The organism is Paenibacillus silvae, assembly GCF_014639235.1.
Classification (GTDB): Bacteria; Bacillota; Bacilli; order Paenibacillales; family Paenibacillaceae; genus Paenibacillus; species Paenibacillus silvae.
Genome location: NZ_BMFU01000012.1, coordinates 1 through 12,799 on the forward strand (window position 1 = coordinate 1; position 12,799 = coordinate 12,799).

Annotated in this window: 9 protein-coding genes; all 9 read right to left on the minus strand. The window is 50.3% G+C overall.

The annotated features are described in order from the left end of the window. Positions 1–375: 375 nt before the first annotated feature. A complete protein-coding gene (locus IEW26_RS25110; protein ID WP_188594364.1) occupies positions 376–1,434 on the minus strand; it encodes a Gfo/Idh/MocA family protein in 1,059 nt (352 codons plus the stop codon). A gap of 93 nt (positions 1,435–1,527) precedes the next feature. Beyond that, entirely contained in the window at positions 1,528–2,394 is an 867-nt protein-coding gene (locus tag IEW26_RS25115; protein ID WP_188594444.1) for a sugar phosphate isomerase/epimerase family protein, read from the minus strand. A gap of 109 nt (positions 2,395–2,503) precedes the next feature. Then, the gene (locus IEW26_RS25120; RefSeq protein ID WP_188594365.1) at positions 2,504–4,327 is read right to left on the minus strand and encodes a glycoside hydrolase family 35 protein; all 1,824 of its coding nucleotides are present in this window, start codon (positions 4,325–4,327) and stop codon (positions 2,504–2,506) included. Between the two features lies 1 nt (position 4,328). Further along, positions 4,329–5,795 carry an alpha-L-fucosidase gene (locus tag IEW26_RS25125; RefSeq protein ID WP_188594366.1) on the minus strand — a complete coding sequence of 489 codons (1,467 nt, stop codon included), beginning with the start codon at positions 5,793–5,795 and terminating at the stop codon, positions 4,329–4,331. A gap of 231 nt (positions 5,796–6,026) precedes the next feature. Next, positions 6,027–6,779: a copper homeostasis protein CutC gene (locus IEW26_RS25130; RefSeq protein WP_188594367.1), complete on the minus strand. Its 753-nt coding sequence runs from the start codon at positions 6,777–6,779 to the stop codon at positions 6,027–6,029. A 96-nt stretch (positions 6,780–6,875) separates the two neighbouring features. Beyond that, on the minus strand, positions 6,876–7,898 hold the full coding sequence (locus IEW26_RS25135; protein WP_188594368.1) for a sialidase family protein: 1,023 nt from the start codon (positions 7,896–7,898) through the stop codon (positions 6,876–6,878). A 404-nt stretch (positions 7,899–8,302) separates the two neighbouring features. Then, positions 8,303–8,494, minus strand: coding sequence for a hypothetical protein (locus IEW26_RS25140; protein WP_090924244.1), 192 nt, complete (start codon positions 8,492–8,494; stop codon positions 8,303–8,305). Between the two features lie 192 nt (positions 8,495–8,686). Further along, a complete protein-coding gene (locus IEW26_RS25145) occupies positions 8,687–11,470 on the minus strand; it encodes a glycoside hydrolase family 3 C-terminal domain-containing protein (protein ID WP_188594369.1) in 2,784 nt (927 codons plus the stop codon). A 196-nt stretch (positions 11,471–11,666) separates the two neighbouring features. After that, positions 11,667–12,755 (minus strand): low temperature requirement protein A, encoded by a 1,089-nt coding sequence (locus tag IEW26_RS25150; RefSeq protein WP_145405792.1) that lies wholly within the window; start codon positions 12,753–12,755, stop codon positions 11,667–11,669. Between the last annotated feature and the right edge of the window lie 44 nt (positions 12,756–12,799).

The following is a 12,799-nucleotide window of genomic DNA, read 5'->3' on the forward strand; positions in this document are numbered from 1 at the left end:
TTTACCTTGTCGTTTGGGTAACTTGGGTACGTCGGGTTATCTGTTCCCTCCGTTTAGGTGGGATCAAAAACCTTAACGTTCGCCTAATGCAGATTTACACTCGGTCACTCCGATTGCAGTGCCATCTTCCGATCGCTGTTATCCCCGGATTTCTTTGAACTATTTCCCTGATGGGGAAATCCGGGGATAAAGGCACACGCTTCGCTTCTCCAGATTGGTTCTGCACTCTCCGTTTCACGTGTAAATGGATGCTTTTACAACGGCACAGACGGGTTTACCTTGTCGTTTGGGTAACTTGAGTACGTCGGGTTATCTGTCCCTCCGGTTAGGGGGCTCAAAAACAGATTTACACTGGGGCACTCCGTTTTGTGTAATCTATAACGAAATTTCCCGTCCCTCGTGTGCGGATTCATAGATGGCGCACAGCATTTTCATTACCTCTACGCCGTCCTCTACGGGGCTGAGGGTTTCTTTGCGACCCTGCGTGCTGTCGATAAAATGGTTAATTTCGTTGCGGAACGAGCCCATAAAGTCAAAGGACTTAAAGTCCACCTGTGGTGTCATATTCAGAATGGTGTTGAACTTCTCGCCAATGATCGAGATTTCCGGCTCCAGTTCGGCGCCGCCTTTGTCGCCATACAGCTTGACGGAGGTTTCATCCGCCTTGGCATGCAGGGTAAAGCTGACATCGACCAGCAGGCTTGCTCCATTTTCAAAACGAATTAATGCATTGGCCATATCCTCCACGTTGTTCTGCTCCGCATCATAGTCTGCGGCCTTATAGAACGACAGGTTACGAATATTGGCACGATTGCCCAGCCGATTGGAGACGTTGGCAGAGACGGACTTCACCTTCGGCCTGCCCATCAGGTACCAGCAGATGTCAATGACGTGTACGCCGATATCAATTAAAGGGCCGCCCCCGGAGCGGCTCTTATCTGAGAACCACCCCCCCGGATTGCCAAGTCGGCGCAGGCTGGAGGCTTTGGCATAATAGATTTCACCCAGCTCGCCTTCGTCGATGAACTTTTTCAAAATCTGAGCATTGTCACTATAGCGGCGAACAAAGCCAACTTGAAGCAGCTTTCCGCTGCGGCGCACAGCCTTTTCAACCTCCAACGCATCCTCAACGGTCTGGCAGAGCGGTTTCTCGCACAGCACGTTTTTTCCTGCATCCAGAGCGGCAATGCTAATCTCGGCGTGTGAATCATTCCATGTGCAGATACTGACGGAATGGATTTCCGGAAGGGCAAGCAGGTCTCTATAGTCCGTAAACACATGGGATGCACCATATTGCTTCGCTACATCGGCAGCACGAGTTCCATTCAAGTCACAGATCGCATAAATCTCTACTTCCGGGTTGCTGGCATAGGCTTGCAGGTGACAATCCGATATAGAACCGGCACCGATAACGGCGACTTTTAATTTGGACATTTCACTATCCCTCCATTGGAAAAAATGAATTTATAATGCTCAGCTCCGCAGAGCTATATATATAAGACAAGTCAAGCCCGATGTTACCTCAGATCACACCTCTTCCCACAAACGACGCACGTTGTCCATGGCGATCCGCGAAGCGGTCTGACAGTGTTCCATACCTTCAAATTCGATCGAGATGTAACCGTCATACCCGGATTGCTTCAGCACGCGGAATACCTCAGGCATGTTGATATCGCCATGACCCACGATGGCTCCGCGCAAATAATTGCCGTGGGATGTCTGGAACCAGCCCTCACCAGGATTGCGGGTAGAAGGTCGCCAGTAGAAGTCTTTGGCGTGCACGATGGACGCATAAGGGATGTTGTTTTTCACCGCACTCACCGGATCTTCATCGACACAGAGGAAATTGCCGATGTCCAGCGTCGTTTTGAAATTATCCCGCCCCGTCTCATGCAGCAGACGCTGGATGCGCTCGCTCGACTGTACATAATATCCGTGGTTCTCCACGCTCGTCGTAATTCCAAAACCCGCCGCGTAATCGGCAATGCGCTGGCATGCTTTGACCAGTACGGGCAGGTCTGCTTCAAACTGAGCTACTGTTCCTTCGGCTGCAGGCCGGAAAGCAACATCATGCCGCATCAGCTTCACCCCCAGAGCCGCCGCCACGTCCACATGACGCATAACGCTCTGAATCTCCTGCTCCACCGCCTCGGCACTTTCCTGAACAGCAAAGTTTGCTCCAACCGCATAATTGGAGAGTTCAATGCCCACCTCTTGCGCAGCCGTTTTGATCTCTTCAATTAGCTCTGGATTGTCAATTAGACTGAAGCCCATCGGCACGATCTCCACATGTTGACCACCCTGCTCGGCAATCCAGCGAATGGCATCCGGCACACTCAGCTCCTTACGATCCAAAGCTTGCTGTAAACTGTACGTGCTAAGTCCAACTTTCATCTTGCTCATCCTCTCCCTCTCCTGTGATGGGTGTCCATACCCAACGTATACCGTTTTCCAGCACACAGAGCAATTGCCAATAATCGCATGGCTCAACGATTTTCCTTTTCTATCCCAAATCCGGCTTATCTGCGAACATTACAGCTGCATCGGCTGTTCCATGAAGTTCAAATACTATAATTTCATTCTCTCCTTGACGAAGAAGCGGCGCAGGTACATACAACGTCTGCTGCGGTCCTATGCTCCAGTAGCGCCCCAGATTGAATCCGTTTACATACGCAACACCCTTCGTCCAGCCATCCAGACGCAGAAATGTATCCTTTACATCACTTGTGTCCTGAATATGAAGGCTGCCTTTATAAAAAAATGGTGTGTCTGCTGCATCTTCCGTCATGCCGTGCTGCTGCTCCGTAAATTTCAGACCTGAAAGGTCACGCATCGGCAGACAGTGAATGGTCCAGTCATATAAAAACTGAAATCCATGCCGTACCCCTTCCGTGATGCCCTTCGGGTCTCTCAGGTACGGACCGTAGTTGATTCGCCCCATATTTTCAACCAGAATGCAAAGGTCTGCACCCTGCGGCTGGACTTCAAATGATACGGTCGCTCCCCCGGTCCCACGTTCAAGAACACCTAACAGCTGCCCATCCACATACACCAATGCACGATCTCGCACTTCCTGAAGAACCAGTTCCTGCCGCTCTCTTGGCCCGGATATGCGTGTCTGGTAGCTGATAAAACCATAATCCTGCCCCAGCTTCTCCATCGGCTCGGGATTGGTACGCTGCATCGGTACAGCCAGCGCAGCCAGCTGCTCGAACAACGCTGCCCTTTGCGTCATCTCCACTCTGCCATAGGCAGATGTTTTCATGGGTTCTGGCAAGGCCATATCTTCATCTTTAGATCCATTATTTTCCGATTTAGATCCATTAGTCTGTTCTTTCGAACGACGATATCGTGAAATAACGTCCTGCACCGCGTAAAATTTGGCTGTCGGCTCACCTGACTCACCAAGCAGCGAATCGTAGTCGTAACTTGTGATGGTCGGTTCATACTGATGCTTCTGCTGACAGTTGGCGCCATTATAAAATCCGAAGTTTGTACCGCCATGGAACATATAAAAATTCACCGACGCGCCAGCTTCAAGCATTTCCTCCAGCACCTGAGCTACATCTGTAGATTCCCGGGTATGATGAGATTCGCCCCAGTGATCAAACCAGCCATTCCAGAATTCCATACACATTAGCGGTTCCTCTCCCTGGTATTCACGCAGCTTGGCAAAAGCCCATTCCGAACCTGAGCCAAAATTAACGGTTGCCAAGTGCCCAAGCACCGAACCGGCCTGTAACATATGATCAGTTGGTCCATCCGAGGTAAAGAGCAGCACATCGATCCCACGCTGTACCATGCCATCCCGCAAATAGCTCAGATAACTCGCATCATTGCCAAAGCTGCCATATTCATTCTCAATCTGCATGGCAATAACGGGCCCGCCATGAGTGCTCAGAAACGGTTTTAATCTGGGCAAAAGCACATCATAGTACCGATCCACATGCGCCAGAAAGGTCGGATCAGTACAGCGCAGCCGAAGGTTGTCATCTGCCAGCAGCCAAGATGGCAGGCCGCCAAACTCCCACTCCGCACAGATATATGGACTGGGTCGAATGATCACATGCAGGCCTAATGCTCCTGCCAGCTGAATAAACCGCTCCACATCGGCCATACCTTCAAAACAATACACTCCCGGCTGCGGCTCATGTATATTCCACGGCACATACGTCTCCACCGTGTTAAATCCGCAGGCCTTCAGCTTCAACAGCCGATCTTCCCAATATTCCGGCACAACCCGGAAATAATGAATGGCACCCGACAGAAGCTGAATCGGTTTGCCATCCAGCATGAATTGTGATCCCTGATATGTCAGCACTGCCATCCTACACGCCCTCCCGCTTACTGTTATGTAGGCTGAATGTCGATAATGTTGGATACCACCTGGACTCCTGAATGGTTAGCCTGACGCGGCGAGCTGTCACTTTGGGAAAACAACAGATACGCTTATACCCCACGACTGTTCCAGCGTAAATATCCCGCCACAGACCCTCCCCTTCGCACACCTCCAGCGTAAATCGCTCAATCCGCTGCCCTGATTGGATATGCTCCATCAGCATTACACGGTCGAATGTCCGTTCTTCCGGCAAAAGCAATTCAATCCAGGCCTGCTCCGTCCCTTCGGGCGGACACCAATAGACCTCTCTCTGTTCACCTGAATGCAGTATCATTGATGCTCCATGCGCGTCGTCCATCGTCTCCGAAGCCGCTGCCTGCGCACCTGCAGCCAAATTCTCGCTAAACGTTGCACGCAGCACTGAGCCCATCTCGCGCAGCCGCCCGACATCATTTTCATGAATCAATCCACGCCGATCTGGCGGCAGATTCAGCAGAAAACAGGCATTGCCACCTACGGCACCGTGATATACGGAGAGCAGCTCTTCCAGTGTTTTGACCTGATCATCCTCATGGGCATGATAGAACCAGCCTGGGCGAATCGAGGTATTCACCTCGGCCGGATACCACACCAGCCTGTCTGCATAATTACGGATAATACCCCTGCTGCCCAGATCACTGTCCTGTGTATTAATTCTTTTGGCAAACTCACCATCATCCACCTGCTGCGATTGCTCCTGAATCTTCTCATTATCCTGCATATGCGCAGGTACAACGCTCCATTCTGATTCCCGCGTATGTCCCGCTTCATTACCGCACCAGCGGACATCCGGGCCGCACACTGAAATGACAGCCTCCGGCTGAAGTTCACGGATGAGCGCGTAATATGCGTCCCAATCATAGACCTGTCTTTTCCCGTTCGGACCTTCACCACATGCCCCATCGAACCACACACAGAAAATGTCGCCATAATTCGTAAGCAGCTCGCGCAGCTGTGATAGAAAGAATGCATTATACCGCTCCGAATCCCCGTATGAAGCTTCATGGCGATCCCAGGGAGAGAGATATACTCCAAATTTCAAGCCAGCTTCACGGCAGGCATCCGCAACCTCCCGCACCAGATCACCCTTGCCCTCTTTCCAGGGACTCGCAGCAACGGTATGGTCTGTATAACGGCTCGGCCACAGACAGAACCCGTCATGATGCTTGCACGTCAGAATCAGTCCCTTCATGCCTGCTGCCCTGCAGGACGTCACCCACTGCTCCGCACTTAGCTCGGAAGGGTTAAAGATTGCCGGGTCTTCCTCCCCTGTGCCCCACTCCCGATCTGTAAAGGTGTTCACGGTAAAATGAATAAACGCATAGAACTCCATCTCCTGCCATCTTAACTGCCTTTCTGATGGGGTGACCTGTGCCGCCATTTTAATCCAATCGGCTGGTGATTTCGTTGAGCTCATGGACTCTCACTCCTTTGTGTGCATGTGCCTTGCTTTACTAGAAGTTGTCTATACCTACATTGATGATCCCATGTTTAATCCATCGTTCTTCCTTGGCTGCTGTCGTTCTGTCGTTTTTGCTTCTGTTCGCTTTACAATTTACGTTACGTGTTTCACGTGGTTCTGATCTCGATTGATGTCACTGCACTTTCTCGATAACCTACTACACCTCGCAACCCTCATCGCTTTCTGCTAGTACGACTCCAACTGCTGCACGGCACGTATTAGCCGTGCTTTGGCCTCGGTAACAAGCTGTGTGTCAACAGGCTGCTGAAAGCTGCCTCCTTGGCGCACGCCTGATCCCATATGAATTTCTGTAATACCGGTTGCACTCACGAGGTCTGATATGCCTTCAATGGTCACACCCGATCCCGCCATAACAGCGATGTTCAGCGCCTGTCCCAGCTCCTGAAGCCGCTTCAGCTCAGGCAGACCTTCGGATACCGCTGACTTTCCTCCCGATGTAAGCACCCGTTCCACAACATTTCTCTCACTCGCATCACGGATACGTCCCAGGTCCCTCAGTGCTGCCAGCAAGTTTGAGCTTGCATCCATAGCGCGATGGATCGTAACCCCTAGTCCGTTGGCTTCGGACAGACAAGATTGTATAGATGGAAGATCCATCTCTCCCTCTGCCGTCAGTGCCCCAATCACAACACCCGCCGCTCCCAGTGCTCTTGCCACACGTACATCTTGTATCATCACGCACATATCGTCCGGGCTATAGCAGAACGAGCGGCTATGAGGGCGAATCATTACATACACGGGAATCGAAACGCTCGCTACAACCTGTTCTATCACACCATAGCTGGGTGTAAGCCCGTCTTTGGTCATTGCCGCTACAAGCTCAATACGATCGGCCCCGCCCTGCTCTGCCGCTCGGGCATCTGCTGTGTCTGTAGCAATGACTTCTAAAATGGGCTGTCTTTTAGACTGCTTCTTCATAGAGACACCTCCTCACGCTGATCGACATAGAACATCCAGCAAACCACGCCATAAAGGACCGAATAAACGCCTGCTCAGCGTCTCTGCGGTCCTTCCTTATTCCGATGATTGAACGTTCAGTTTCCAGAACGCAACCCGGTCTCTTTTCCACGTATACGTAATGTACAGACTTTGCCCTTGAAAACCGATGGAAGGATAAGAATACTCTCCGGGTTCATCCTCCAGCACCCATTCATGCCCCCAGGTCTCACCATTATCATTCGAAAAAGCAACTACCAGCGGGGTCCGGGGGCTCTCTGTTGAATATCCGCTAATTGGATTGTAAACAAGCGCAAGCAATCCACTCTCCAGCCGAGTGACATCGATTCCGCTGTTGTTGTTTGGCAGCTCTGTCGGGTAAGCTTCACACCACGTGCGCCCGCCATCCGCCGAGTCACTGCGGTAAATCCATCCCTCGGTGCTGCGAAGCAGCATATGTACGTGTTCAGCATCCGAAGCAGACCACAGGGCAGGCTGAATCAGACCTTTGGCAAACCAATGCCCGGCTCCTACATAAACAGATAAATTCATCGGCACAGATGCGCTTTTGGTCCATGTCCTGCCCTCATCCATTGAAATATCAACAAAGGCTTCCCACACCTGTTTGCCCGGCATCTCCGGGTCCAAGCGTTCTATAGAAGCTGGCGCCAGTATCGTTCCACTCGCCAGTTGCACAGGATGATTACGCACCGGACCACGACCGCCCATATCACCCGATACCAGCTCACGAGCAGCAGTCCACGTCTGCCCGCCATCCTCCGAGCGTATGAAGCGAGTGTGCCAATGTGTAATTTCGTGCCCTACCTTGTAAAAGAGTACCAGTGAACTGCCTTGTGCATACAGCACCGGGTTCCAATGCGCAACGCCTTCCTCATCCGCTACTTTGTGCGGTGTTGACCACGAACCACCTTGCTCCTGTATTGCCATCCAGATGGCCGTGTCACTCGACTTCTCATGCAGCCCTGCAAACCACGCCACAATAACAACACCCGTTGGCAGAACCGCTATCGTAGAACCATGACTGCTCTGAAACGGCTGACCTTCCCGAAAAACATATTGTTTATCAGCTTCAATCTTCATAAGCGGGCCTCCTGATGAGATGGAATCATGAATACAGTCATTCATCGTTGATACGTGTGGTCAAATTCTACACTTTTACATGCTTCATTCCTTTTGCAGATTTTGATTTTAAATTTGTTATTTTTGTTATCTGTTTTGTTATTAAAATATACCATCAGTCTAAAACGTTAGGTAACTCCCGTCAATACCTGTAGCGCGATCTCTGAATGTCATTTAATAAACGATATGTCTCCCTTCTAACAGTAAAAAAGCAATCCTGTGGAAAATAAAAAAAGACGAGGCAGAAAAAATCTCTGCTCCGTCTTGATCATCTGTTTCAAGTATACGTGTTTTACACCTTGTTTAATTAAAGGGCTTTCATATTTCCAGCCATCTCAGCACATCACATATTAATTCACGCACATCTACTTGTTACGCCGGGCTTTTGTCATTCGGTTAAACATAATCAAAGCCACAATAATCATCGCAAGCATAGCTATATTGCTGGATACTTCTTGAGACAGTCCAAACAGCATGCACACATTCGTGACCAGCCCCCGAACGATCAACGCCACAACAATTAGCAGAATTGGACTTAAATAATTGTATCTTTTCATTGATTACCACACCCCTGACCCCATTGTTCGATTTCTCCACGATCCCGTACCTTGATCATAACAGCACGCTTCTCCGGTTACAACAAAAGGACACCGCAAGCAGTGTCTTCTGTTATTAAACCAGCCTGATTAAGTAAGAACGAAGGCCACTTTGGTCAGCCCGACCTCAAGGAGAGATTAAACACATCTATATCAGACCTGTTTAAACTCAATCCAGTCGATCTGCAAGCCCGGTTTGGTAAAGTCGAGCTTCAGCTCATACAGTCCGGCTTCCAGCTGTACTTTCACCAGCTTTTGTCTGATCCATTTCCCTTCGGTACCATTCGTTTGAATCGTTGTTGCCAGCTGACCGTTCAGCAGCACATTACATGCGCTTTGTGCCAGCTCAGGCTCTGGAGACATGATCTGCACAATGATCCGATATTGGCCTGCATCCTCCACTTTCATATACACAGGCCCTGTTACCTCAGGTTTCACCTGTGCATTCTCAGCCAGCACTTGAGCGTCCGAAGCGGACAGAGACGCATTGGCCTGGAAGGAAGTCACGTTCTCTACAATTTCATGTTTGCGTGAGGACACCGGCGCATTCATGATGAATTTGCAGATGTTGATCGCGGAGCGCTGCAGCTCACCGCGGGTCAGGGTTCCATTTTCCAATGATTCCATCGTGTTGTCATCCCAGCCGTTGATCTCTGCACCATAGTTTGGCACGACCATATAAAGGTCGTTCTGTGCGCGAACCATCCAGTTCGTGAACTTGCGATCCGCTTCTCCGCCTTCTACTACATCGTTCATAATGGCCCACCAGTCGGTCATCACAATGCCGTCGAAATTCCATTCTCCGCGCAGGATGGTGGTATTCAGATCATAGTTGGACGCGGCCCAGTGTCCGTTGATCGGATTGTAAGAGGTCATGATGGAGTTCGCTCCACCCTCTTTGACTGCAATCTCGAACCCTTTCAGGTAGATTTCACGCAGGGCACGCTCGGACACAACCGCATCGACCTTGCTGCGGTGTTTCTCCTGGTTGTTGCAGGCGAAGTGCTTCAGTGTGGCGTTGGAGCCGCCTTTCATAATGCCTTTCGTACATGCCGCGGCAAATACACCCGAGATGAGCGGATCTTCCGAGAAATATTCGAAGTTGCGACCGTTCAGCGGGCTGCGGCGAATGTTAAGTCCAGGCCCGAGCAGGGTATCCACTTGATTGCGCAGCAGCTCTTGTCCTTCCATCACATAAAGCTCTTCCACCAAATCTGCGTTCCACGTTGCCGCCAGCAGTGTACCGATGGAGACTTGTGTCGCCTTCTCGCCGCTATCCATACGGATACCGGATGGCCCGTCTGCCGTACACGCCACTGGAATGCCATAACCAAACAGACTGTCGCTTACGCCGCCAAAAGCCGAGGCGGTTCCCGAAGTAACCAGCGGACTGCTCATACCTTCCCCGCGCACCAGCGCTGCCAGATCCTGATCGCTCAGCTGAGCTACAAAAGCCTCCAGACTCACTTTACCCTCCTTCACATCGCTCAGCTTATAGCCCTGATTGCCCGTCTGCTCCAGCGTCTGCGGCAGGTTTTGTGCGATGCGATCCGCGATGGACACGCTGCGTTTTGGTACAGCTGCATAAGTCAGCTCGTAGGTTCCATCTGGCTTGCGTGCGCCCGGTTTCAACCGTGTAAAGTCTTCCGTTGGTGCCATCGCTTCCTGCAATTGCTCTACCAGTTGAACGCTGTCTACAACATAACCCTCCTGGCCATCGATGCCAACATGACTGGTCTGCTTCACACTCGTACCCACGTGCAGACGATATGTTCCCGCTTCAAGCACATAGGCAGAAGCATATCCCGTCACACCCGCATCATCATAGGAAGCCATGCGATAAACAGGGAAGCGGATCGTTAACAGCTCGGAGTCGCCGGGCTGCAGCAGTCCTGTTTTGCCAAAAGCCGCGAGCGCCTTCACCGGTTGTCCCAGTTCTCCCTGCGGTGCTTCATAATACACCTGAACCACTTCTTTACCCGCATAAGTCGTGCCTGAGTTGGTCACATTCACCCGAACCTCGATCAACGTCTCCCCGTTCTCGGTAACCGTTCGAGCTTCCTCGGTTTGAGTCGCAAATGTCGTGTAAGACAGACCATAACCGAACTCAAATTGTACTTTTTCAGGTCGAAACGTTTCGAAAAAACGATAACCTACATAAATATCTTCCTGATACAGGTTCTTGAACTCATTGCCGTAGTTGCTTGTGGACGGGTAATCTTCAATAGAATAAGCAATCGTATCCGTCAATTTACCGCTTGGCGTCACGTCTCCCACCAATACGTCCGCAATGGCGTTACCGCCTTCCATGCCCCCGTGCCAGGAGTAGATTACACCTTGAATCGGATGCAGAACCGTTTCGTTCAGCCAGCTCATATCCATAATATTCGAGACGTTAAGAACCACAATCGTATGTTCAAAATGGTTCGTCACATGCTTCAGCATCGCCTTCTCATCGTCGGTCAGACGATAACTTCCGGGTGCATCTGCGTTATCCTGGTCTTCCCCTGCGGTGCGTCCAATCACCACGATCGCTTTGCTCGATTGTCTTCTGGCCTGTGCCACCAGCTCATCTGTGAGCGGCATTTCCTTCTGGTTCCACGGCTCGGCTGCCCAAACCTTCCCGCCATCATCAAATGGGTTTTCCTCGATCCATTTCTCATAAATGGCCGCTAATTCTTCGTTAACTGTGATGTTCTGTTTGCTGCGCAGTCCGTCCAGCAGATTCGTTGTGTACGCGACGTGCACACTGCCGCCTGACCCTGTGCCGCTGCGATAATAATTCACTTGAATTCGGCCAAAAACTGAAACGTTTTCGGAACGTCCGAGTGGAAGAACCTGTCCTTCATTTTTAAGCAAAACAGCTCCTTCTGCAGCTACCGTTCTGCTAAACTCTGCAAACCCTTCCAATGGAACACCAATTCGATTTGTACTCAAAGATTTCCCTCCTGATTGTCATCCCCATATCTGTATAATAACGAAATTCGTGAATATGGCAGACTTACTTGTACATAGTCTCATATTAACAGATTGCAGGTATGAAAATATATGAGAAATATTTATGTTCATATAACAAATACTAAAGCCGCGAACAGGTTCTGTTCACGGCTCTCTTATTTTATATAAGCACAGGTCAGGTCGTCAGCTTCGCATACACCAGGAAAAACAGCATATCCTCACCCATGATGACATATCCGGGAACACGGTAGATCAGATCCACCACCACAAAGACAGCTAACAATCCCAGCATAATTACCATATGACGTGGACCCAGGCGAAGATGCGGGTGTCTGTAGCGATGGAACACAAGCGTCGTTGACAGGAAATACAGCAGCACCGAGCCAAATACAAACGCAAGCATAAACTCATAGTTCAGTTGATTCAAGTACAGCAGTTGAATGGACGCGGCAATCATACTCATCGAGATGTAGATAAACAGATGACCGTAGATAATGGCCTGCCCGGCTGTCTGCATCTCTTTGCTCACCTTTTTCTCCACGTTATCAAAGTACTGCCACCACATAGCAATGACAAACAACGATGTGAAGACGGTAAACAGAATAGACGGCAGATCCCAATGATCCGCTGACAATACCGCGATAATACTGACCACGGACTCTCCCAGCAGGATCAGGGTAAACAGAGCAAAACGTTCCAGCAGATGATGTGTCTGCACAGGCACTTTGACCAGGTTTTTACGACCAAGCAGCGGTAAAATAATATCTACAGCAATTCCCGCGTACAGGATCACATAACGCACCCATGAATCAAAGAACAGGGAGCCGGATGAGATCACGATGCCAATGATAAACGAGAGGCCCAGAAAACGGGCAGCCTGCTGCTGATGCTTGCTTTTCGACTTATGGATGGTCAGATACTGAATCGCGGTAAACGCTCTGGAACCGATATATCCAACAAAGAAGGCCAGATAGTGTTCGTCAAAATGAGTGGACAGACTCGCCGTCATCACCAGCACGGACAGCAGTTGAAGGATGAGGAAAATCCGGTGGCTCAGAATATCCTGACCATAGCGGTTAATAAACAAGGTCTGCCCCACCCATGCCCACCATACCGGGATGAAGATCAGCACGAATTTCAATAGATATTCAAATGGTATTACGCCATGCTCGGCATGCAGCAGTACATGGCCAGCTTTGGAGACTGCCGCGACGAAAAGCAAATCATAGAACAGCTCCAGCCAGGTGACCTTTTTCTCCATCATCCCTCAATGCTCCTTTGGGTTAAAATTCATGATGTGCCCAGAGA

Bases quoted from the DNA above. Each gene is read 5' to 3' on its own strand.
- IEW26_RS25115 (WP_188594444.1), bottom strand. From the start codon at position 2,394: ATGAAAGTTGGACTTAGCACGTACAGTTTACAGCAAGCTTTGGATCGT.
- IEW26_RS25110 (WP_188594364.1), bottom strand. From the start codon at position 1,434: ATGTCCAAATTAAAAGTCGCCGTTATCGGTGCCGGTTCTATATCGGAT.
- IEW26_RS25130 (WP_188594367.1), bottom strand. From the start codon at position 6,779: ATGAAGAAGCAGTCTAAAAGACAGCCCATTTTAGAAGTCATTGCTACA.
- IEW26_RS25150 (WP_145405792.1), bottom strand. From the start codon at position 12,755: ATGATGGAGAAAAAGGTCACCTGGCTGGAGCTGTTCTATGATTTGCTT.
- IEW26_RS25135 (WP_188594368.1), bottom strand. From the start codon at position 7,898: ATGAAGATTGAAGCTGATAAACAATATGTTTTTCGGGAAGGTCAGCCG.
- IEW26_RS25125 (WP_188594366.1), bottom strand. From the start codon at position 5,795: ATGAGCTCAACGAAATCACCAGCCGATTGGATTAAAATGGCGGCACAG.
- IEW26_RS25140 (WP_090924244.1), bottom strand. From the start codon at position 8,494: ATGAAAAGATACAATTATTTAAGTCCAATTCTGCTAATTGTTGTGGCG.
- IEW26_RS25120 (WP_188594365.1), bottom strand. From the start codon at position 4,327: ATGGCAGTGCTGACATATCAGGGATCACAATTCATGCTGGATGGCAAA.